Raw genomic sequence first — 23404 nt, forward strand, 5'->3', positions numbered from 1 at the left:
CACCGCCCCGACGAGGAGCGCGGAGGCCGAGAAGGCGGCGAGCCCGAGGCCGAGCAGCCGCCGGGTCGGCCGCAGGCCGAGCCTCATCGCGGCGCCTCGGTCCGCTCGAGGATGCTGAACAGCACGTCGCGGCGGTGCGCCCTTCGATTTCCGCCGACGGCCCGAGCACGACGCGGTGGCGCATGGCCGGCACGAACAGGATCTTCACGTCGTCGGGCACCGCATAGGTGCGGCCGTCGAGCGCGGCGAGCGCCCGCACCGCGCCGCAGAGGGCGTCGGCGGCGCGGGTGGAGACGCCCTGCTCGATCTCGGGATCGGTCCGGGTCGCGCGGGCGAGTTGCAGCACATAGGCGAGGATGCTGTCGTCGAGGCGGATGCCGTCGATCAGCCTGCGGGCGGCGTCGAGGTCGCCGGCGCTGACCACCGCCGCGACGTCGGCCGTGCGCGCCTGATGGCCGAGCGGGCGGGCGGCATGGCGGCGCAGGATCTCCATCTCGGCCGCCTCGTCCGGGAAATCGAGCACGATCTTGAACAGGAAGCGGTCGAGCTGGGCTTCGGGCAGCGGATAGGTGCCCTGCTGCTCGATCGGGTTCTGGGTGGCGATCACCGAGAAATGGTCGCTGAAACGGTGGTCGACGCCGTCGATGGTGGCAACGCGCTCCTGCATCACCTGCAGCAGGGCGGCCTGGGTCTTGGGCGGCGCGCGGTTGATCTCGTCGGCGAGCAGGATCTCGGTGAAGACCGGCCCCTTCACCAGATGAAAGGTTCCGGCGCGGAAATCGTAGACGTTGGCGCCCAGCACGTCGCCGGGCATCAGGTCGGGCGTGAACTGGATCCGGCCGAAGCCGAGCGCGAAGGCGGCGGCGAGCGACTGGGCGAGCAGCGTCTTGGCGGTGCCGGGCGGGCCTTCGAGCAAGACGTGGCCGCGCGCGAACAGGCCGACGACGAGAAGGTCGATCGCCTCGTTCTGGCCGTGGACGGCCTTGCCGACCTCGACCCGGATGCGCTCAACGAGACTGCGCAGGTCGTCCAGGGTCATGCAGCACCTTTTCGGTCAGGGTTTCGAGGCGATCGACGATCGCGAGCAGGTCGACGGACGGCGTGCCGTCGGGGATCGCGTCCGCCGCGGACAGGGCGGCGAGTTCCGCGGCAGCGGCCGGGTCGCGCCGGGCCAGCACGCGGCCGAGTTCGCCGCTGGCGGACGAGCCGGCGCCGCGGCGGGGGCCGAGCAGGTCGGCGGCGAGCGCCTGCATGCGGTCCTGCACATGCAGGCGTACCAGCGCGGCGTCGCGGCCGGACAGGCGCAGGAGCCGGGCCCTGGCGGCAACGGAGACCGTCTTCGATGGCCGCAGCCCGTCGTCGTCCTCGGGAATTGGCGGCCCGTCACGCACCGCGGCGCGCCAGAGCACGAGCACGGCGAGGGCGAGGAAGCCGGCCCACAGCAGCGACAGCGGGAATGCAAAGAAACGGGCAAGGTCGGCCCAGCTTCGCTCGGGGGGCGTCCAGCCGTCGATCGTCCAGTTCCACGTGGTGTTGTCGACGACGATCGCACCCTCTTCGGCAAGACCGGCGACGAGGTCCGAGGCGATCTGTGCATTGTCGCCGCGGGCAAGGCCCCAGTTGTCGAGGAGATCGGGATCGGACAGGACCAGCACGTGGGCGGGACCGTCGGTCTCGTCGGCCGCCTCGTCCGGATCGACCGGGCAGCGGCCGAGCAGCATGCCGTAGCTCGTTCCGATCAGGGGCTCGCAGCGTCCGAGACCAGCAGCTGCGGATAGGCGAGGGTGGTGACGAGCGTCCCGCCGGCGGCGTCGACCTCGAAGGCGCCGGAGTGTCCGGCGAGACCCGGGCTTCACCGGCGAGCGCCTGGGCGGCGATGCGGCTGACGGCCGCCTCGTCGATCAGCAGGCGCGGATGGGCCTTGCCGAGTTCGGCCATGCCGGTCCGCCATTTCGGCAGCACGACCAGCGTCGGCAGGGTCAGGATCTTGGCGCGCAGCACGAAGACGTTGATGTCGCGCCGGGTTTCGGCAAGGAGCCGCGCCTCGCGGTCCTCGGGCTCGATGAAGACCTCTTCGGCGTCGGTGTCGTGCAGCGGCAGCACGCGCAGACCCACGGTGTCGGCCGGCGGCGTGTCGCCGTCACGCATCAGCCGGGCATCCAGCCCCTCGCTGCGCAGCCAGGCGGCGAGCCCGTCGAAGCCGGTGGCGGAGCGGTCCACCGGGGTGCGGCCCGTCCAGTCGAGCAGCAGCACGGCAGCGAGCACGAGCACGACGGCGAGCGCACCGATCACGATGTCCCCGGTCGAGCCGGGGGCCTTCATCGCGGCTCTCGCGGCGGCCGTCATCGGGGCGCCTCGGTCGTGAGGATGGCGCCGGCGGCGACGAGACAGGCCTCAAACGTGCTCTCCGGCAGGTCGCGGCCGGCAAAGCGCACCAGTTCCTCCGCATGGACGAGGGCGCGCAGGCGGTCGTGGTGCACCCAGGCCCCCGGCAGCGACGGAGCAGGCCCCGCGCCGTCTGGCTGCGAGCCAGCCGCATGCCGTGAACCTCGGCGGCGCGCTCCATCGCCCGCTGCAGCATGATCCGCAGCGCCGCCGGCCGGTCGGCCATGGCGCGCAGGTCGGACAACGACGTCGCGGCGTCGTCAACGGTCTGCGTCTCGGAGCGGACGGCGCGGTGCAGCCGGGCTTCGTGCGGACCGCGGCGGAACAGGTCGCTTGCGCCGCCGAAGCGGACGAACAGCCAGAGCAGCGCGGCCACGATCGCCACCAGCACGGCAGTGGTGAGCCAGTAGGCCGCATCGGCGGAGGGGGTGATCCGGTCGAGCGCCTCGGCCGGGGCGGGCCTGGCCTCGCCGGTCAGATCCAGCGGCGCCTCGGCGTCGAGGATCTCCACGGCGGTCTGGACGCGCGCCTTCTCGGCGACCTGCGCATAAGGAATGACAGGCGCGGCCGCCTCGTCCGCCGCCGATGCCGCGCCCGGCAGCAGCAGGATGGACAGGCCGAGGCCGACCGCGAGGCGGCGCGCCGCCAGGAGCCGGGCGATGGACGTCATGCGAACGAGATCCCTGCCGGCATCGCCATCCCCGGTGACCCGATCGGCCGGAGGTGTCCGGTCGCGCCTTCTGCCTATAGCGCGCCGCCTCGCCGGGCTGCAACCGTGGGGGTGGTCCGGCGCCGGTCGCGGTGAAGGAAATCTCGCCGGGTTCAGTGCGAGGCCCCCGCGCTGCGGAGAAAGGACCCGGGGAATATGGATGAGCATCAGGAGCAGCCTCGAAACGGGAACACGTCGCTCCGTCCGCTCCGGATACGGGATGGGTCGGACGCGGCGCCACCGGCCCACGTCCGTTCCTCGCCCGGCATCGCGCAGGCGAGGGGCGAGCCGCCGGGGAGGCGCCGCCCCGTCGTCGTCGCCGAAGGGGCTGTTTCCCCTCGCGAAATGCAATTCCTGCATGTGCGCAACGGCAGGGCCCGTTCCGGTAGAATGTGCGTACACATCCAAGACGAGGCACATGCTTCAGATGTTCTTAGTTTTTCGGCCTTAAAACAGGGTGATGTCAGGTTTTCTCGAAGTCGAGTTGTGCCTGCGTGGTTGCGCACTCATTCAAGGTGAACCGATGACGAAGGGAGACGTTCTGACCGCGCGCCCCCGGCGGCTGGGGTTGCGGAAGAGGGCCGAGCCGGCGCAGGCCGTGGCGGCAACGGCCGATGGCGCGCAGGCTGCGTTCCGGTCGTCGGTCAAGACCGAGTTCAAGGTCCGCGACAGTGCCGAGCAGACCCTGCACGAACGCGAGGAGCTTCTTCGCCTCGCCGTGGAGGCGACCCGTCTCGGAATCTGGGACATGGAACTGCCCTCGCACGACACCTCCTGGTCGGGACACCTGTGCGAGCTTGCCGGCCTGCCCGCGGGATCGCGCATCGACGACGAGATCTTCTACCGGCTGGTTCATCCGGACGACCGGGAGAAGGTCGACCACGAGATCCGTCGCATCGTCGAATCCTTCAGCCTGATCCCCTATGACATCACCTACCGGATTCGCCGCGCCGACACCGGCGAGGAGCGCTGGTGGCACGAGCGCAGCCAGCTGGTTGCCGACACGTCCGGCCACCCGGTGCGCCTCGTGGGCGCGATCCAGGACATCACCGACAGCAAGACCGCGGAGATCGAGCGGATCGGCAGCGAGAAGCGCTGGCGCCTTGCGCTGAAAGCCGGCCGCATGGTCGGCTGGGAGATGGCCGTCGGCGCCGACACCGTCAAATGGTCGGACAACGCCGAGGAAGTGCTCGGCAGCCGCAGCTTCGGCCTCGTCGACTTCCTCGCCCATGTCCATGACAACGACCGCAACAAGCTCGCGGGCATGCTGGCGGCGGCGCCGTCGGAGGCGAGCAACGGCATCGAGGTCCGCTTTCTTCACCCGGACGGCCGGCGGATCTGGCTGTCCGTGAGCATGCTGCTGATCGACGGCGACGGCGGTCTGCCGCGGATTGTCGGCGTGACGTCGGACATCACCCTGCGCAAGGAGGCCGAGGCCCGCCTGCGCCATGCGGCCGACCATGACGCGCTGACCGGGCTCGTCAACCGCTCCGGCTTCCAGTTCGCCCTCGACCGGGCCTTCACCGACCAGCGGATCGCGGCCGATCGCCGGTTCGCGCTGATCCTCGTCGATCTCGACCACTTCAAGGAAATCAACGACACGCTCGGCCATGACGCCGGCGACGTTCTGCTGCGCGAGATCGCCCGGCGCATCCTGTCGGTGACGGGCGGGGCAGGGACGGCCGCGCGCCTCGGCGGCGACGAATTCGCACTCCTGATCGATGCGGAGGCCGCGGGCGGCGACGTGCCGGCCTTCACGGCGCGGCTCCATGGCGCGCTGTGCCGCAGCTTCGAGCATCGCGACAAGCTGTTCACCGTTTCCGCCAGCTTCGGCGTCGCCTGCTTCACCTGCGCCGACGCCGATCCGGGCGGCGTGTTCAAGGACGCCGACCTCGCCCTCTACGCCGCCAAGCGGAGCGGACGCTCCAAGGTGGCCGTGTTCACGCCGCAGATGCGCCAGGCGGCCGACCGGCGGTCCGCACTGCTGTCGGAGATCAAGGAGGCGCTGGTCGACCGGCGTTTCGTGCCCTTCTACCAGCCGAAGGTCGACATCGTCAGCGGCAAGGTCCTCGGCTTCGAGGCGCTGGCGCGCTGGCTGCACCCGGAGAAGGGCGTGCTGACGCCGGCCGTGTTCGGCCCGGCCTTCGAGGACTGCGATCTTGCCACCGCCATCCGCGAATCGGTGTTCTCTGCGCTGATCGAGGACATGTCGGCATGGCTGGTGCGCGGGCTGGTGCCCGGCCGGATCTCGCTCAATCTCTCGTCCTTCGATTTCGCCGAACCGTCGCTGGCCGACGACATCATCGAGCGCCTTGCCGCGGCGGGCGTTCCTGCATCGCTGATCGAGATCGAGGTCACGGAAACCGTGCTGCTCGACAGTGCCGCCCGCAGTGTGGGGCCGATCCTCGAGACGCTCAGCGCGGCCGGCATGAAGATCTCGCTGGACGATTTCGGCACCGGCTACGGCTCGCTGACCCACCTCAAGCGGTTCCCGGTCAACGAGCTCAAGATCGACCGCAGCTTCGTCCATCACCTCGAGGAAGACGCCGGCGATTCGGCGATCGTCACGGCGGTGATCAACCTGGCCGCAGTCTCGGCCTCGACGTGATCGCCGAGGGTGTGGAGACGGCCGGGCAGGTCGCCAAGCTCCGGGCGCTCGGCTGCCGCTACGGCCAGGGCTATTTCTTCGCCAAGCCCATGGCCGGCAGCCGCGTTCCGTGGTTCCTCGACCACGCGGGCGAATGGCTCGCCCGGATGAAGCCGGCCGACAAGCGCGATCCGCGCCGGGCCTGACGCGAGTGTCGAACCAGCGCGCCCGCCGGGCGCGGCGCGACGTGTGACGGACCTTGGAAGACGACGATGGACCCCTTCGAGACGTTCCTGCGCCGCCATGCGGCCTGGTCGGAGGCGACCTTCGGCGCTGGCCGCCAGACCGCCAGCCTGACCCGGCACATTGAGCTCGAGATCGAGGAGGTTCGCCAGCGCCCGGCGACCTCGCCGAATGGATCGACGTGATCACGCTCGCCATCGACGGCTATCTGCGCCACGGCGGGTCGCCGGAGACGCTGCTCAAGGATCTTTGCGCCAAGCAGGCAATCAATCTCGCCCGCGACTGGCCGCCGCCCGGCGAGGCGGATGCGCCGGTGCAGCACGACCGCAGCGGCGAGCCGACCTGACCTCAGCGCCCGCCGCGCGCCCTCCGGCATCTCCACATTCCGGCGCCGGCAGGCTGACGCGACCGGTGCGCCGCGCGCCGCCGCAAGAGACGGCGCTGTCTCCATCAAGCAGCCCCCCCCCCACGGCCTGATGCCGCCGACGGCTGCGAATTCGGCAGGATTCGGATAGCCGCGGCGCTCCCGGGAGTGCCCGTCATCTCGCCCCGCTCCATAAGCGCGCCATCCCGGGCATGACCCGGACATTCGATGGAAGCGAAGGCGCAGGGCGCGAGGAGGGCATGATGGCGGGCCTCATGGGGAGCGCAGGTAACGATACGATTCTGATGACGGGAGGGACCGACGTCGTCACCGCTCTTGCGGGCGAGGACACGATCCGGGCGGGGAACTTCCTCACCGCCGGCGACAAGATCGACGGCGGCGACGACACCGACGTGCTGGTCCTGGACGGCGACTATCTGCAGCCGGTTGTCTTCAAGTCCCAGACGATGCGGTCGGTCGAATTCCTCCACCTGACCGCCGGCCACGACTACTCGCTCAAGACCCACGACGGCAACGTCGCGGCCGGACAGCAGCTGACCATCGAGGTGATCGGCGGCTCGGCCGGCCGGCTCGTCTTCGACGGCTCGGCGGAGAAGGATGGCCATTTCGGCGTCCGCGGCATGAGCGGCAACGACATGCTCAAGGGCGGGAACGGCGACGACGTCTTCTGGGTCTGGCAGGGTGGCGTCGACACCGTCATCGGCGGCGACGGCGACGACACGGCCATCTTCAACGATGGCTACACCACGGCCGACACCTTTTTCGGCGGGGCGGGCTACGACACGCTGGTCGTCGGCGCGGGAACCGATGCCGAGATCACGTTCGACCCGGCGACCCTGACCGGCGTCGAGGAAATCCGCATCGAGAGCAAGGATGGCGGTTCGACGGTCCTGACCACGGTCGACGCCATCGTCGCGGCCGGGGAGACGCTCAAGGTCGGCGTCATGGGCGGCGTCAGCTCGATCAACCAGGGACTGGCCTTCAATGGCAGCGGCGAGACCGACGGTCATTTCGACATCACGGGCGGCACGGGCGATGACGTGCTGATCGGCGGCGCCGCGGACGACGTCTTCCGGATGCACAGGGGCGGTGACGACATCGTGGTGGCCGGCGCCGGCGACGACAGGGTCGAGTTCACCAAGCACTACAATGGCAACGACATCGTGGATGGGGGCTTCGGTGTCGATGCCCTGCATATCGGCGGCCTCTCGACACCTGTCACGCTGTCCGGCACCACCGTGCAGAACATCGAACACCTCTACATCACGTCCTCGCTGTCCTCGGTGGTGAATGTCACGGATTCGCTCGTCGGGTCGGGAGAGACCCTCCACATCTCGTCCGGCTACATGACCGGCGGAACGACCTTCGTGCTGGATGCGTCCGCCGAGACCGACGGCACCTTCGGCATCATGGATCACAACGGAACGGACATCATCCTCGGCGGCGGCGGCCGGGAGGATGTCGATCTGCGCGGTGGCGGTACCGACCGGATCTACAGCGGTGGCGGCGACGACCTGATCCGCGGCGCCGGCACGATCGACCTCGAGGACATCATCGATGGTGGCTCGGGGCGCGACAGCCTCGATCTCAATGGGGACTACGAGATCACGCTGAAGTCGTCCACCATCCGCAATGTCGAGGAACTCGGCCTCGGGGCGGGCCATGACTATCGGATCCACCTGCACAAGGACACGATCGCCGACGGGCAGACGATGACCGTCAATGGATACTGGCTGGATGACGGAGACGTGCTTCTGGTGGACGATTCCTCCGGCGGCGCCGGGACGCTCGAGGTGCGCGCAGGTGCCGCGTTCCGCAACAGCGGCAGCGCCGTGCGTGCCGGCTCCGGCACCAGCGACAGCCTCCATCTCGACGGGGACTATTCCGAAACGCTGGTCCTCGGACCGGGCAAGCTCGCGGGCGTCGAGATGCTGGGTCTCGGGGCCGGCTTCTCCTACAACCTCGTCGCGCAGGACAGCACGGTTGCGGCTGGCCAGACGATGGAGGTGCGAGGCTACTGGCTCGGTGCCGGCGACAGGCTGACCTTCGACGGCAGCGCCGAGACCGACGGTTCGTTCGTGATGTCCGGCGGCAAGGGCAACGACGTGATGAAGGGCGGCAGCGGCAACGACACCCTTCGCATCTATGCCGGAGGCGATGACCGGGCGCATGGTGGTGGTGGCGACGACAGCTTCGATGTCGGGCAGGCGCTCGGACCGAAGGACAGGATCAACGGCGGCACGGGCAACGACACGCTGGAGATCGATGCCGACATGGCGATCACCCTCGGCGGAGCCGTGGTGAAGGACATCGAGAAGATCAGGCTCGGCGACGGCCACGACTATGTGCTGACGGTCACCGATGCGCTGCTGGATGCCGGAGAGACGCTGACCATCGATGCCTGGCATCTTGGTGCCGGCGACACGGTCATCCTCGACGGCAAGGCCGAGACGAACGGCAGCTTCGACATCGAGACCGGCGAAGGAGACGATTCACTCCTCGGGGGAGGTGGCAATGACATCTTCGAAGCTGGCGGTGGCAAGGACGTGCTCGACGGACGGGCGGGCGACGACGTTCTCGACGGCGGGGTCGGAAACGACACGCTGAGCGGCGGGTCAGATGATGACGTGCTCGATGGCGGGCTGGGAACCGACAAGCTTGGCGGTGGCGCGGGCAACGACGTCCTCAAGGGCGGCAGCGGCGGCGACGTGCTTGACGGCGGGGAGGACCGGGACCTCGTCAGCTACGAGGGATCTGCAGCGGCGGTTATCGTGTCATTGGCCGCTGGCACGGCGAGCGGCGGCGATGCGGACGGGGACGTGCTGACCGGCGTCGAGAATCTCATGGGCAGCAACTACTCGGACACCTTCATCGGCGACGGGGGCGTGAACTGGCTGGAAGGCGCCTGGGGCGACGATTTCCTGGCTGGCGGGGCCGGTGCGGATGTGCTGCGGGGCGGGGTTGGCACCGACACGGCGGACTACAGTGGCTCCGGTGCAGGCGTCTTCGTCAGCCTTGCGGCCGGCATGGGAGCCTGGGGCGACGCGGCCGGTGACACGCTCTCCCAGATCGAGAACGTCATCGGGTCGAACGTTGCCGACACGATCCACGGCAACAGTGCGCGCAACGTCCTCACGGGCAAAGGCGGGAAGGACACCCTGTCGGGCCTTGATGACGGCGACCTGCTTGACGGCGGCTCAGGAAACGATGTCCTGATCGGCGGTTCCGGCGGCGACACCTTCATCTTCAAGGGCACGAACTGGGGCGTGGATTCGATCGTCGATTTCGTGAAGGGCGACTTCGACAAGATCGATCTCAGCGACCATGACTACCTGTTCCGGGATCTGGGAATCTCCTATGCCGACGGGGATGCGACCATCGTCACCAGCCATGGCACGATCGTTCTGGAGGGCGTCTCAAGCGGCCTTACGGCAGGAGAATTCCTGCTTTAAGGCTGAGAGCCGGCGCGGCGCAGGGTTTCCATCGGCGTTTCTCCGAAACGCTGCCGGTAGTCCTGGCCGAAGTGCCCGAGATGGCCGAAGCCCCATTTCAGCGCCACGGCGGTGACCGAGACCCGTCCCGGTTCCGCGGTGAGAAGGTCCTCGCGCACGTGCTGGAGGCGGATCGACTTCAGCATGGCGAGGGGGCTGGTGCCCCGGAACTCCTGGAAGCCGCGGTGGAGTGCCCGCACGCTGATGCCGGCGGCGCCGGCAATGTCGCCGATCATCAGGGGCTCGGCGGCATGGGCGCGCATGTAGTCCTCTGCGCGGCGCACGTAGAAGGGGGAGACGGTCGTGACCGGCCGTCCGAAAAGCGCCTCGCTGTAGTTGTTCGGCTGCAGGGAGATCAGCGCGTTCATCAGCATCTGCTCGCAGGAGGCCATGGCGAGCGGCGAGCGGAACAGCAGCGATGTGCCGCTCACCGCCTCGTCGCGCAGATACTTCAGCAACCTCAGCCAGCGTAGTCCCCCCTCGCTCGCGAGGGGAAACGCGAGGGAGAAAGCCAGACGGCGGTCGAGCCCTCCGCCGCGCTCGTCGAGGAGCTGCTCGCATTGCCGCTCGAGCCTGTCCGCCGGCAACCTCAGGACGAGAAGGTCGAAATCGGCGGAAAACCGGAAGTCCAGCGGCACATCCGGACGGATGATCGTCGCCATGCCGGGATGGGAATCGACGGTCTCCCGGCCGTTGCGAATGCTGGCCTGGCCCGAAAGCGGGACCTGTACCAGGAAATTCGGGCCGCAGGTCTCGGCCCTGATCGACATCCTCGCGCCGTAGCTGATCTGGATCAGCCCCAGGTTCCCCAGCGACGCCTCCGCCTTCGATGCGGAAATGCGGCGCGTGCCGGGTTCCGGGCGGGCCACGTGATGGGAAATGGCACGCGACATCTCCGCGTGTATGCGGTCCATGTCGTCTGTGCTCAGCCGGTCTTGGCGGTCGGGCGGCAGGGTCAGGTGAAGATCGCCGGCGAGCAGCGATTGTGGCGGCGCAGGCGCGTCACCCGGTCCGCGCGAGGACTCCGAGGTGTCGGAACGCCACTCTGCCGCGCCTTCCCTCATCGCAACGTCCCTCGTCCGGATTTTCAGCCCGGCGGAAAAGTCTGAATACGACCGTGTCCCTTGTCCAGCGGAATGTCACGTCGACACTTCAGGATTTCCGGAATGCAGAACGGCGTTCGTGGAAGCAGCTTCCAAAGGTTCCATGCGTCGAGGCGGCTCGCTGACCATGGGGCAACGGCCGTCAGGCGCTGGCCTTGAGCGAGAAGGCGAGCGGCATCCACTGCTCGGCCGGCCAGCGATAGAGGCCTTCGTCGGTCTCCACGAGGTCGGCGAACATCCGCCACGGGATTTCGGGGTGCTCGTTGAACCATTCGAGCCGGAGCCGGGCCCTGGCGATCGAGGTCAGGATCTCGGCCAGCGTGTGCATCCACTCGTGGGTGCGGCTGTGCTTCAGCCGGGCCTTCTTGTTGGCATAGTCGGTGGGGTCGTCCTCGATGATCGCGCCTTCGATGAAATAGGGCAGGTAGAGCACCGGCTCCTGGCCGCCCTTCGGGTCGAGGTCCTCCAGCACCATGGCCGCCGGATGGGCGTCGGCGAGATAGAGGTGGCCACCGGGCCTCAGGAAATGCGCGACGACGGCGGCCCAGCGGGCAAGGTCCGGCAGCCAGCACAGGCTGCCCCAGGTGACGAAGACGATGTCGAAGCCGGGGCCGCGATCGAGGATCTTCGGCGCGTCGTAGACATTGGCCTCGACGAAGCGGGCGCGCCCCGCCAGCCCGAGTTCGGCGGCCAGGCGATTGCCCACCTCCACCGCGGCCGGCGAGAAGTCGAGCCCGACCACCTCGGCGCCCTGCTGGGCGAGCGCGAGGCTGTCGCGGCCGAAGTGGCACTGCAGATGCAGGATCCGCTTGCCGCGCACGTCGCCGATCTCGCGCTGCTCGATCGGATAGAGCCGCCCCTGTCCGGCGCGCAGGGCGCCGAGATCGTAGGACGGGGCATCGAGATGCCAGGAGACCCGCTCGTCCCAGTTCGCACGATTGATTTCCAGCCATTCGGCGGGCGCGTCTGTCGTCGCCGATGTCATGTCGATCCGATCGCAAGTCGTCATACGGATCACGAAGGGAGATGGAATCGGCGATTGTTGTCAATCATCCGCGGAACTTTTTGACGTTCGTCCCCGACTTTGCGGCGCCTCTCACGAGCGTGGCCGTGTCTTTTTGGGATCGTAGTGCGGAAAGGCCACGATTTTCGCCGGCAGCCGCTTGATGTGTCCGTCGAGCTTGCCGATCTCGACCTCGGTGCCGATGTCCGCATGGGCGACGTCGACGCGGGCGAGCGCGATCGGGTGACCGAGCAGCGGCGACCGCATGCCGCTGGTGACGACGCCGACCCGCGCCCGGCCGATGTGGACGCAGTCGCCGTGGACGGCCGACTCGTTGCCGGCGATCTCCAGCCCGACGAGGCGGCGGGACGGATGCTCCTTGCGACGCAGCAGCGCGTCGCGGCCGATGAAGTCCGACGCCTTCGATTTCAGCGGCACGGTGAAGCCGATGCCGGCCTCGAACGGGTCGGTCTCGTCGGAAAATTCGTGTCCGGCGAAGGCGAGACCCGCCTCGATGCGCACCATGTCGAGGGCGGCAAGGCCCATCGGCATCAGCCCCTTCGGCCGGCCGGCGGCCCAGACCGCGTCGAACACGGCGGCGGCGTCCTTGGGATGGCAGAAGATCTCGTAGCCGAGTTCGCCGGTGTAGCCGGTGCGTGACACCACCACGGGCGCGCCCGCCGGCCCGCCGATCCGCCCGACCGTGAAACGGAACCAGCCGAGTTCGGCAAGGCTCGGCCGCGCCGGCGGGGTCCAGACGATCTCGCCGAGGATTTCGCGGCTGGCCGGCCCCTGCACGGCGATGTTGTGCATCTGGTCGGTGGAGGAGCGCACCAGCACCTCCAGACCAAGTTCGGCGGCCTTCTCGCGCAGCCACACGCCGCCATAGTCGTCGCCGCCGATCCAGCGGAAGTTGTCGGCGCCGAGCCGCAGCAGGGTGCCGTCGTCGATCATGCCGCCGTGCGGGTAGCACATCGCCGAATAGACCACCTCGCCGACCGCCAGTTTCTTGACGTCGCGGGTCAGCACGTGGTCGAGCAGCACCTCGGCATCCGGCCCGGTCACCTCGAACTTGCGCAGCGGCGAGAGGTCGGTGACCACGGCCCGCTCGCGGCAGGCGTGATACTCGGCGATCGCGCCGCCCTCGTTGAACTCGTGGGCCAGCCAGAAGCCGCGATACTCGACGAAATTCCGCGTCAGCGCGGCAAAGGAGGCGTGGAAGGCGGACTCGCGGGTCATCTGCGGCTCGGCGTCTGGGGTCGGGCGGAAGGCAACGGCGCGGGAGAAGCGCTCGGCACCGGCGTAGGTCCGCACATGGATGTCGGTCGGGTTCCAGCCGTTGGCGGCGGTGGTGTCGTCCGGGCAGGCGGACGAGACGCAGACGAGGTCGGTCAGCGCCCGCATCAGCACATAGTCGCCGGGGCGCGACCACGGCTCGTCCGCATACATCACCCCGTGGGCGTCGATGCCGGTATTGAAGAAGAAGTTGACGGCCATCCAGCCGGCGCGCGGGGCCACACCGTGGCCCGCAAGCGCGCCGTTGAAGTTCTCGGTGCAGTTGACGTGACCCGGATAGCCGAAGTCGTCGTAGTATTTGGCCGAGCAGGCAAGCGCGAAGGCGTCGTGGCGGCCGCAGGTGTCCTGCACCACCTCCACCAGCGGCTCCATGTCCTGGTCGAAATACTTCGAATGGAGCCCCGGCATCGCGTAGGCGTGGCCGATGAGGCTGCGGGTGGTGGTCATGTCGAGCGGGTGCTCGATCCCGCGGTCGAGCTTGCGCGCCGAGAAGCACTGGAAGTCGGTGCACTGGCGACCGTCGACGTCGAGGATCTGGATGTAGTCGCCGGCCTTGACGAAATAGGCGCGCGCAGAGGCCGCACCGACCCGGATGTCGGCCAGCGGATCGGCGAGCGGATCGGGCAGGTCGTGGCGGGCGACCAGCCCGGGGGCAGCGCGGGCCACCGTCACGGTCAGCGGCGTTGCCGTGTCATGGCCATCGACGGCCATGGCGCCGCCGGGCGCGGCGATGACGAGATATCCCTCCGACCGGATCGGGAAGCTGGCGCTGTCGCCCGCCGGGGAAGAGGTGCCGAAGACGGTGACGGCGGTGGCCCCGGCCGGGTCGATCGCCCGGACGGCAAGGCCGCTGCGCAGGCTGCGGAGTCCGGCCTCCTCCGACTGCAGCAGGGCACCAAGGCCCGATGGAACCCGTCCGCCGGTCTCGCCGAGAAGAGCGGGGTCGCTGCGGCCGTCACGGTGGCAGGCGAGGATCTCGGCGATCTGTCCGCCCTCGTCGCTGACGACGGTCACCCGATCGCCCGCCGAAACCTCCACAAGGATCGCCCCGCCGCCGCGTATGGCATAGCGCTCGTGTGAGGGCGCGCGGGTGACGCTGCGCGGACGCAGGGCGCGCGTTGCGGAAGGCGGTCCGGGACGAAAGGGAATGTCCGGGCGGAGCAGCATGCGGCGTGTCTCCGTGTCAGGATCCGCCAGTGGCGCATCTCAGGACGTAGATGGAAATTATGTTTCCTCTGGAGAATATATCGAGACGGGCGTTGCCTGCAAGCGACTTGTCATCCGGCAACGGTCAGCGGCTCCGGTAACCCGTCGCCCGGGCCCGAGCGATACCGAGCACGAGTGCCACAGACGACAAAGGCCGGAACTCGCGTTCCGGCCCTGATGTCATGACGCCGTCCCGTCGCCGGCAATCCCCGGCCGCGACGAGACAGGCGGCTCACTTCTTCTTGTAGGCTTTGTTCTCGTGGCAGGCCATCGAGTAGATCGTGTAGACGCACAGCGCGATGCCGACGGCGGTGAAGAGCATCAGGATGCCCGGCTTGTCGGCGAAGGTGAAATAGGCTTCGGCGCCTTCCCAGGTGGTGATCGGGGCGGTGTTCATGATCCGGTGTCTCCAGGGTGTGGGGGCGGGGCGCGTCGAGGTTGAAGGTCGCCAGGACCGGGTCCCTGTCGCGGCCCCGCCGGGGTCCGTCTCGTCGCGCCGGAAGCGACCCTCCGGCGCGACCCGTTCCGCGAGGATCAGCCGATCACTCGGCCGGCGACGTGGCCGAGTTCACGAAGGCCGGCATGTTGGCCTCCGGGTAGGCGCGCACCGGCACTTCCGCCATGTCGAGGCCGGCGAGTTCCGCCGCGGCGCCGACGCGCAGCAGGCCGAACATCTTCAGGACGTAGGACAGGAGGTAGCCGGGGACGAAGCCGAGCAGGGCGAAGACGATCGCGCTTTCGACCTGACCGATCAGCGAGACATTCGGGCCGCTGACGTTCGGGTAGCCGGAGGCGAACAGGCCCGCGGCGATCAGGCCCCAGATGCCGCCGAAGCCGTGGACCGCCACCGCGCCGACCGCGTCGTCGATCTTGAACTTCTTCACCACGATGTCGTTGAGCTTCGGGATGAAGCAGCCGCCGGCGAAGCTGATCAGGAAGGCGAGGCCCGGGTAGTAGACGTCGAGGCCCGGGGCCGAGGAGATCACGCCGATGAGGGCGCCGGACATCATCCAGAAGGGATCGCGGGTGACGAGGTAGGAACCGATCATGCCGCCGGCAATGCCCATCAGGGTGTTGAAGGCAAAGGCCGAGAGCGTGGTCGGGGTGTTGTAGATCGTCATCCAGGTGTCGCCGGTGTAGATGATGCACCCGCCAAGGAAGCCGAAGAAGCCCATGACGATCAGCATCAGGCCGATCAGCGACATCGGCATGTTGTGGCCCGGCAGGTCGTTGACCGAGCCGTCGGCGTTGTAGCGGCCGACGCGCGGGCCGAGGTTGATCAGCACGCCGAGGGTGAACAGGCCGGCGATGGTGTGGACGCAGCCGGCGGCGCCGACGTCATGCAGACCCCACTGGGTGGTCAGCCAGCCCTCCGGATGCCAGCCCCAGGAGGCGCCGAGGACCCAGACCACCGAGCCGAGGAACACGGCCAGGATGGTGAAGCCGGAGATGCGGATGCGCTCGATCACCGAGCCCGACATGATCGAGGCGGTGGTGGCGGCAAACAGCGTGAAGGCGGCGTAGAAGATGCCCGAGGCCTGGTCCGTGAGGTTCGGCCCCATCGAGGTCGACCAGGGAATGCCGGCCGCGCCGGCCTCGGAGAGGGTGAGGCCCGCGGGGAAGGAGAGGTAGATCCACCAGCCGACGTAGTAGAAGGCGGGGACGAGGAAGGCGAAGGCGAGGAGGTTCTTGAGACCCGAGGCCAGCGCATTCTTGGCGCGCGAGGCGCCCATCTCGTAGGCGAGGAAGCCGGCGTGGATGGCGACCATCAGCGCGGTGCACCACCAGTAGAAGACCTCGGCGTTGATCGTCGTCGCCATGCTGAGAGACTTTTCGAGTGCCTCCAGCTTGGCGGTCATGTCCAGGAGCTGTTGCTGTTCCATGTGTGTCCCCGTGTGGTGGAGCTGTCGCCTCTTTTTATTCTTGTAAGGAATGATCCATTCGCGAGAAGAAACAAGGCCAAAATTTGCTCTGCCTGTTTCCTGTGCATATCAATGAAATCAATGCGGTGGACGCGTCTTCGTCGCGGCCTGCCTGATTGCTGGGCATGATGGCGCGGTGCTCCGCTGCACATCATCTGCTGACGCCGCCCATGCGAATTCCGGGCCGGATTCGCGGGCGCGAAATCGGACCTTCCGGACATGGCGGCGCGGTCAGGCCGCGCCCTTCTGCAGCTCGACCTGGAGGTAGGCTTCCAGCGAATCGTCGAGCGCCTCCAGCCACGGCGTGTGGTGCGGCGGCGACATCGTGCCGGTCATCAGCGAGCGGTAGGACTTGTTGCGGTAGCCCATGATGTCCTCGTCCTTGTGGTGCTCCCACGCGATGAACGTCTCGTTGACCCCCTCGATGTCGAACATCGGGTAGTCGGTCATCTCGATCAGCTCCCTGGTGTAGTCGCCCTGGAACCAGATCATGTCGTGGTCGCCGTCCAGCGCCTCCTCGCGGGCCCGCCAGGCGAGGCTGTCGGCGGTCATTTCCTCGGTGGAGGGCAGGGGAATGCGGCCGAGCATCACGTCGCGGGCAAACCACGCCTGCGCGTCGAACATGTTGAACGTGTAGAACTGGTCCTGCATGCCGAGGTAGAACAGCTTGGGATTCTTCTCCCACACCACGCCCTTGTAGAGGCCGAGCGGCCACAGCCGGTTGGCGGTGCGCAGCCGCAGGTCGTCGGCGAGGAAGGGGAAGTGGTGCTGGTAGCCGGTGCAGAGGATCACGGCATCGATCCGCTTCGTCGTGCCGTCCTTGAAGGTGGCGACGTTGCCGTCGACGCGCATCAGCAGCGGCACCTCGGTCCAGGTCTCCGGCCAGTCGAAGCCGATCGCCTTGGTGCGGTGGCTGATCGTCACGGACTTGCAGCCGTATTTGTGGCACTGCGAGCCGATGTCCTCGGCCGAATAGGACGTGCCGACGATCAGGATGTCCTTGCCCTTGAACTCCAGCGCGTCGCGGAAGTCGTGGGCGTGGAGCACGCGGCCGCCGAAGGTCTCGAAGCCGGCAAACTCGGGCACGTTGGGCGTCGAGAAGTGGCCGTTGGCGACGACCACGTAGTCGAATTCCTCCGCGTAGACGGCGTCGTTGACGAGATCGTGGGCGGTGACGGTGAACAGGCCGGTCTCTTCGGAAAAGGTCACCTGCCGCACCGGCGTGCGGAACCGCACCCAGTCCTTGACCCCGGCCTTCTCGACGCGGCCCTTGATGTAGTCCCAGATCACGGCGCGCGGCGGATAGGAGGCGATCGGCTTGCCGAAGTGTTCCTCGAAGGTGTAGTCGGCAAATTCGAGGCATTCCTTCGGCCCGTTGGACCAGAGGTAGCGATACATCGAGCCGTGGATCGGCTCGCCGTATTCGTCGAGGCCGGTGCGCCAGGTGTAGTTCCACAGGCCGCCCCAGTCGGCCTGCTTCTCGAAGCAGACGATCTCGGGGATCTCGGCGCCCTTGGCGGCGGCAGACTGGAAGGCGCGCATCTGCGCCATGCCGGACGGACCGGCCCCGATGATGGCAACGCGTGTCATGGCTGTGGAGTCCCCTCGTTCTTATGAAAACTGCGCAAGCGGCTGGGAGCGTGCCCGTCTCCGCGCCGCGTAACCGGGGCGGAGACGATGGCCTTGCGGCAGCCTGACGAGAGGCGCCGCGGCCACGTCCCCACACCCGCCCTTCGGGCCTCCGCTCCCGCAACGGGAGAGGGACGTCCCGACGATTCCTGTGCCCTGATCCGGCCGCCAACGCGGCGAGGCGCTCTGTCTCAGTCCGGAAAGATGCCGGGCGAGGTCGGCGCGCCGTCATCGTGCGCGGCCAGCCATTCGACCAGCATCGGGTGGTAGCGCGACATGCCCTTGTAGGTGACGAGTTCCGGGGGCAGGTCGCGGATCACGCGGTGCATCCGCCGGGCCCACTTCGGAATGGTCACCAGGTCGTCGAAGCGCAGCAGGTAGCAGCGGATCGGGAAGACGAGGGCGTTAGAGCGCGGCAGGCGCCAGAAGGTCTGCAGCTCCACGCGCAGATGCATCTTCTCGCCGATCGTGTCCGGCGTGACCGTCAGCTTGTCCGGTCCCCACTTCGGATAGTTTTCCGGGCTGGTGTCGAGCCGGGGGTTCACCGTCAGCGTCCAGTTGAGCCGGCGCGACGGCTGGCCCTGCGGGATGCTGGTCAGGAACTTGATCGCCCGCTGGAACACGCCCATCTCGTGGGCGAGCGGCACCGGGGCGTGCCACTCGAAGAAGTTCATGCCGATGTCGAAGTCGAGCGACCAGTCGGCCTGGGTGGTCACCATGCCGGCGTCCATCCAGAGATTGTTGTCGCGCTGGTCGAGCAGGCAGTGGTCGCCCTGGGTCTGGCGGCCGATGTATTCGAGCGGCGGGCAGGGCAGGGTCGACGTCACGCCGAAGGTGAAGCGGTCGTCGATGCCGAGCGGCCGGTTGGTCCAGTGCCAGCGGTCGCCGTCGGTCTCCAGCGTGAACAGCTCGGGATAGTCCCGCGCCTTCGTGGTCATCACCAGTTCCAGATAGTCCCAGGACGCCAGATCCATGTGCGGCAGCGCCTGGCAGCGCAGCGGATCCTCGGCCAGCACCAGCGCCCGGTCGGCCATCTCCGCCACGTAATGCTCGTCGACGTCGAAGCCGTGCTCGAACACGCTGCCGGGCGCGCCCGGCCGGTGCGGCTCGATGTTCACCGAATACATGTAGCCGTCCTCGTGGAACGGGAACGGGAAGCGGCGGATGCCGGCCGGGCTGTTGCGGAAGGTGAAGTCGTCGCGGAAGGTCTCGGTGCGGAAGGTGATGGTCATCGCGTCCGTCTCCGATGCGTCAGCGGTCGAGGGTCAGAAGGCGGCCGGTGAAGCGCGAGACGCAGGGCATGATCCTGTCGCCCGTCTCGCGCTGTGCGTCCGTCAGCCAGTGGTCGTGGTGGTGCAGGGTGCCGTCGCAGGCCACAACGGCGGTCTCGCACTGGCCGCAGGCGCCGCCGCGGCAGAGATAGGGCGCATCGACCCCGGCCTCCTCGATCGCCTCCAGCAGGCTCTGCTCGCCGCGCACCGTGATCGAGAGGTTGGAAGCGGCGAGCCGGACGGCGAAGGGCAGGCCAGGCGGAGGCGCCGCGAAATGCTCCACATGCACATGCCGGGCCGGCCAGCCGAGCGCGGCGGCGCGGGCGGTGACACCGGCGATCAGTCGCTCCGGTCCGCAGACATAGAGATGGGTGCCGAGCGGCTGGGTGGTCAGGAGAGTGTCGAGGTCGAGATCCTCGCCGCGGTCCGAGCAGCAGGCATGGACCGCGCCGGGATGGCGGGCGGCGAGATCGTCCATGTAGGCGGCGAGCGGCGCGGAGCGGGCCTTGTAGTGCAGCTCGAAGGGCGCGCCGCCGCCGGACAGCTGGTGGATCTGGGCGATGAACGGCGTGATGCCGATGCCGCCGGCGATCATCAGGTGCTTGCGGGCGCGCAGGTCGAGCGCGAACAGGTTCACGGGCGCGGAGATGGTCATCGCCATGCCCGGGACGACCTGCTCGTGCAGATAGCGCGAGCCGCCGCGACCGCCGTCGTCGCGCCGCACCGAGATGGCGTAGCGCGACAGGTCGCGCGGCGAACTCATCAGGGAATAGGGGTTGCGCCGCAGGTGGTCGCCGTCGGGCAGTTCCACCACCACATGGGCGCCGCCGGAAAAGGGCGGCAGCGGCGCGCCGTCAGTGGAGACGAACTCGAAGCGTTTCACCAGCGGCGTCACCTCGATGACATCGGCGACGGTGACGGCCAGGGCGCGGGCGGTCGAACTCATCGGAACACCTCCTCGGCCGGGACGATCTCGCTCTGGTCCTCCGCATTGATGCAGACGCCCTGGAAGGCGGCGAGCCGGCGGGAATAGTGGTCGCGCACGAACAGCGACAGGCCGCAGTGGGCGCAGGTCACCGGCTGGGTGGTGACCTCGTCCATGAAGCCCTTGCAGTGGACGCACTGGACACGGCGGGCGAGCGAGCCGCGATGCTCGGTGGCGATCGCCGAATGGTCGATGCCGGCCTCGATCACCACGCGCATCGCCTGGCCGATCAGCGGCTCGGTGCCGGCGAGATAGATCTGCACACCCATGCCGGCTTCTGCCAGCAGGCCGGCGAGAGTGTTCAGCATCGCCGGCATGTCCGGGCAGGCCGTCAGGGTGGCGGGCGAGAGGCGGTGCAGGGCCGCGGCCTCGTCGCCGGACAGATCCTTCGTCACGCTAAGGATCGTGGCGCTCTCGTGGAAGTCCGCCGGGGCCCTGGCGAACAGGTCGACGATCGCTGCGCTGCCGGCGTCATCGGCAATAAGCAGATGCGCCCGGCCGGGGCGGGGCTCGAGGGTGCCGTAGGTCGGCCGGGAGAGGATGGTCGGTTCGATCATGCACCGGAACTCGTCTGGACCGTCAGGTGACAGGTTGCTGGTGTGCCGCTCCCTGCGGGGGAGGGCGCTGGCCGGGTGAGGATCGCGGCGCTGCGCCCCCTCATCCGCCCCTTCGGGGCACCTTCTCCCCGTCGGGGAGAAGGGATTTGCAAGCGCCGTGCCTTGTCTCGGATACGACGTGGCGCCGATGACCGTCAGCCCTTGGCGGTGCGCTTCTGCTTCTTCGGGTCGTCGAAGGGCAGGGGCTGGGCGGTGGCGTCCATCGGGCCGTCCGGACCCTCGACCTGAAGCGCGGTGCCCGTGACGGCGAAGGGCACGTCGAGCCGGGCGATCGCCATCGCCTTTTCGACGAGCGGCGAATACATCGCGCAGGTGACGACGCCGACCTTCTCGCCGCCGGACATCACCGCCGCGCCTTCCTTCGGCGCGTCCTTGCCGTCCATCAGCACGCCGAAGATCCTGAAGCGCTCCTTGCCCTTGAGGCGATAATGCTCCTCGGCGCCGCGAAAGCCGGTCTTGCCGGGGCTGACGGTGAAGTCGAGGCCGAGTTCCCACAGCGTATCGCCGGCGGGCTCATTCTCGAAGGGGTACATCTGCGAATTGTCGTAAGGGTAGAACAGCAGGTAGCTTTCCACCCGCAGCATGTCGAGCGTGGTGAAGCGGCAGGGGATGATCCCCATCGGCGCGCCGTCCTCGACGATCCGGTCCCAGATCATGCCGGCGTCCTGCGCGCGGCAGAAGATCTCGTAGCCGCGCTCGCCAGTGTAGCCGGTGCGCGAGATCATCACCGGCGCGCCGAACAGGCGGGTCTGCATGTGATGGAAATAGGGAAGGTCGCGGATGCCCGGCACGTGCGGGGCGAGGAAATCGACCGCGAGCGGGCCCTGCAGCGAGATGTCGTGAAGATTGTCGTCGAAGCGGATCGACACGTCCCGGCCGGTGGCGGCCCTGGTCAGTTCCTCGTGACCGCTGCCCGAGCCGTGGACGACCATCCAGGCGTTGGGGCCGGTGCGGTAGAGGATGCAGTCGTCGGTGAACTTGCCGGCGTCGTTCAGCATGCAGGCATAGGCCGAACGGCCCGGATAGATCTTCTCCACGTCGCGGGTGGTGGCAAGATCGACCACCTGCGAGGCATGCGGCCCGGTGACGTGGACCTTCTTGAGCCCCGACACGTCCATCACGCCGGCCCTGGTGCGGATCGCGACATACTCGGCCATCGCGTCCTTGTCGTAGGACCAGGCCGTGCCCATGCCGTTCCAGTCTTCAAGGTTGGACCCGAGCGCCCGGTGGCGGTCGGCCAGCACCGAAAATCTCCAGATCGCCGTCATTCTCGTCTCCGGTTTCCTCGCGGGCCATCCTCGTTCCGGTGACGGGTCTGCGTCGCCGGGCGCCGGATTCCGCATCCGATCTCTGCTCGCGGCAATATTGATATTAAATTTTATTTCCTATCAAGCAATTTTTGCGGCTTTTTGCCCCCGCGTTATGCCTGCTCAGAAAGAGGGCAATTGCTCCCGGTGCGGGTCGCCCGCCGTTCGGCCGCGCCCCGTGAAGCGGTGCGTCTGCTTGATTTTGGAGAAGAAGATTTTCTTGACGGTTGAGAATGCCGGCGCGGATTGCTATGAGCGCTCCCGCAGTGCAGCAAGGCGGCGCGGGCCGCCCGACCCACCAATCCACCGGGAGCTTGCCGATGACCACCTGTGTGCTGACCGTCTCCTGCCCATCCACCCGCGGCATCGTCGCGGCCGTCTCGGGCTATCTTGCAGGCCGGGGCTGCAACATCACCGACAGCGCGCAGTTCGACGATCTCGGCACCGGCCGCTTCTTCATGCGCGTCAGCTTCGTCAGCGAGGAGGGGGCGGACCGCGATGCGCTGGCCGCGGGCTTTGCCCCGGTCGCCGAGCCTTTCGGCATGGACTTCGAGTTTCACGACCAGAGCCGCCGGATGAAGGTGCTGCTGATGGTGTCGCGCTTCGGCCACTGCCTGCACGACCTGCTCTATCGCTGGCAGATCGGTGCCCTGCCGGTGGAGATCGTGGGCGTCGTCTCCAACCACTTCGATTTCCAGAAGCTGGTCGTCAACCACGACATTCCGTTCCACCACATCGCGGTGACCCGCGCCAACAAGCCCGACGCCGAGGCGCGGCTGATGGAGGTGGTGGAGACCTCGGGCGCCGAACTGATCGTGCTCGCGCGCTACATGCAGGTGCTGTCGGACGCGGTGTGCCGGAAGATGTCCGGGCGGATCATCAACATCCACCACTCCTTCCTGCCGAGCTTCAAGGGCGCCAATCCCTACAAGCAGGCCTATGGCCGCGGCGTGAAGCTGATCGGCGCCACCGCCCACTATGTCACGCAGGATCTCGACGAGGGCCCTATCATCGAGCAGGACATCGCCCGCGTCACCCATGCCCAGAGCGCGGCCGACTATGTCGCGATCGGCCGCGACGTGGAAAGCCAGGTGCTCGCCCGCGCCGTCCACGCCCACATCCACCACCGGGTGTTCCTCAACGGCCAGAGCACGGTCGTCTTCCCGGCCAGCCCGGGCAGTTTTGCGACCGGCCGGGAGTGAGGCGCGGGCCTTGGGGCCCCGACATGGGGCCCCATTCCGGTGTCATGGTCCGCGCAGGCGGAC

Annotated in this window: 16 protein-coding genes and 2 pseudogenes; 5 read left to right on the forward strand and 13 right to left on the reverse strand. The window is 68.1% G+C overall.

Annotated elements, in window-relative coordinates:
* Positions 1–83: 83 nt before the first annotated feature.
* From A6302_RS04335 to A6302_RS04345, 3 genes and pseudogenes are all read right to left on the reverse strand, one after another.
* Positions 84–1039: pseudogene (locus A6302_RS04335) on the reverse strand (AAA family ATPase).
* Entirely contained in the window at positions 1008–1721 is a 714-nt protein-coding gene (locus A6302_RS04340; protein ID WP_069306020.1) for a hypothetical protein, read from the reverse strand. The pseudogene A6302_RS04335 and the gene A6302_RS04340 overlap by 32 nt, the downstream one beginning before the upstream one ends.
* 419 nt (positions 1722–2140) lie before the next feature.
* Positions 2141–3055, reverse strand: coding sequence for a hypothetical protein (locus A6302_RS04345; RefSeq protein WP_069306021.1), 915 nt, complete (start codon positions 3053–3055; stop codon positions 2141–2143).
* Between the two features lie 562 nt (positions 3056–3617).
* Here A6302_RS04345 and A6302_RS04350 point away from each other — a divergent pair.
* The 4 genes and pseudogenes from A6302_RS04350 to A6302_RS04360 all read left to right on the forward strand — a co-directional run bounded on the left by A6302_RS04350 (position 3618) and on the right by A6302_RS04360 (position 9761).
* Positions 3618–5887 (forward strand): annotated as a pseudogene (locus A6302_RS04350) (putative bifunctional diguanylate cyclase/phosphodiesterase).
* A gap of 66 nt (positions 5888–5953) precedes the next feature.
* On the forward strand, positions 5954–6109 hold the full coding sequence (locus A6302_RS21925; RefSeq protein ID WP_141703408.1) for a DUF550 domain-containing protein: 156 nt from the start codon (positions 5954–5956) through the stop codon (positions 6107–6109).
* Complete coding sequence (locus A6302_RS21030; RefSeq protein ID WP_169833494.1) at positions 6106–6270, forward strand: dATP/dGTP pyrophosphohydrolase domain-containing protein; 165 nt, start codon at positions 6106–6108, stop codon at positions 6268–6270. Before A6302_RS21925 ends, A6302_RS21030 begins: the two co-directional genes overlap by 4 nt.
* A 323-nt stretch (positions 6271–6593) precedes the next feature.
* A complete protein-coding gene (locus A6302_RS04360) occupies positions 6594–9761 on the forward strand; it encodes a calcium-binding protein (RefSeq protein WP_069306024.1) in 3168 nt (1055 codons plus the stop codon).
* Here A6302_RS04360 and A6302_RS04365 read toward each other — a convergent pair.
* The 10 genes from A6302_RS04365 to A6302_RS04405 all read right to left on the reverse strand — a co-directional run bounded on the left by A6302_RS04365 (position 9758) and on the right by A6302_RS04405 (position 22100).
* Positions 9758–10864, reverse strand: coding sequence for an AraC family transcriptional regulator (locus A6302_RS04365; RefSeq protein WP_083255517.1), 1107 nt, complete (start codon positions 10862–10864; stop codon positions 9758–9760). The genes A6302_RS04360 and A6302_RS04365 overlap by 4 nt on opposite strands.
* 181 nt (positions 10865–11045) lie before the next feature.
* Positions 11046–11888, reverse strand: coding sequence for a class I SAM-dependent methyltransferase (locus A6302_RS04370; protein ID WP_069306026.1), 843 nt, complete (start codon positions 11886–11888; stop codon positions 11046–11048).
* A 111-nt stretch (positions 11889–11999) separates the two neighbouring features.
* Positions 12000–14369 (reverse strand): trimethylamine N-oxide demethylase, encoded by a 2370-nt coding sequence (locus A6302_RS04375; RefSeq protein ID WP_069306027.1) that lies wholly within the window; start codon positions 14367–14369, stop codon positions 12000–12002.
* 271 nt (positions 14370–14640) lie between these two features.
* Positions 14641–14805 carry a hypothetical protein gene (locus tag A6302_RS22665; protein ID WP_169833495.1) on the reverse strand — a complete coding sequence of 55 codons (165 nt, stop codon included), beginning with the start codon at positions 14803–14805 and terminating at the stop codon, positions 14641–14643.
* Positions 14806–14950: 145 nt separating this feature from the next.
* Complete coding sequence (locus A6302_RS04380; RefSeq protein ID WP_245293914.1) at positions 14951–16267, reverse strand: ammonium transporter; 1317 nt, start codon at positions 16265–16267, stop codon at positions 14951–14953.
* 294 nt (positions 16268–16561) lie between these two features.
* Complete coding sequence (locus A6302_RS04385) at positions 16562–17920, reverse strand: NAD(P)-binding domain-containing protein (protein ID WP_069306029.1); 1359 nt, start codon at positions 17918–17920, stop codon at positions 16562–16564.
* Between the two features lie 230 nt (positions 17921–18150).
* A complete protein-coding gene (locus A6302_RS04390) occupies positions 18151–19191 on the reverse strand; it encodes a heme-dependent oxidative N-demethylase family protein (RefSeq protein ID WP_069306030.1) in 1041 nt (346 codons plus the stop codon).
* 19 nt (positions 19192–19210) lie between these two features.
* Positions 19211–20176: a PDR/VanB family oxidoreductase gene (locus A6302_RS04395; RefSeq protein WP_069306031.1), complete on the reverse strand. Its 966-nt coding sequence runs from the start codon at positions 20174–20176 to the stop codon at positions 19211–19213.
* Positions 20173–20772, reverse strand: coding sequence for a dimethylamine monooxygenase subunit DmmA family protein (locus A6302_RS04400; RefSeq protein WP_069306032.1), 600 nt, complete (start codon positions 20770–20772; stop codon positions 20173–20175). The genes A6302_RS04395 and A6302_RS04400 overlap by 4 nt, the downstream gene beginning before the upstream one ends.
* Before the next feature lie 194 nt (positions 20773–20966).
* Complete coding sequence (locus A6302_RS04405) at positions 20967–22100, reverse strand: aminomethyl transferase family protein (RefSeq protein WP_069306033.1); 1134 nt, start codon at positions 22098–22100, stop codon at positions 20967–20969.
* A 359-nt stretch (positions 22101–22459) separates the two neighbouring features.
* Between A6302_RS04405 and purU the strand changes: the two genes are divergently transcribed.
* Entirely contained in the window at positions 22460–23341 is an 882-nt protein-coding gene (gene purU, locus A6302_RS04410; RefSeq protein WP_069306034.1) for a formyltetrahydrofolate deformylase, read from the forward strand.
* Positions 23342–23404 lie beyond the last annotated feature (63 nt).

This window comes from Methylobrevis pamukkalensis (assembly GCF_001720135.1).
In the GTDB taxonomy this organism is placed as follows: Bacteria; Pseudomonadota; Alphaproteobacteria; order Rhizobiales; family Pleomorphomonadaceae; genus Methylobrevis; species Methylobrevis pamukkalensis.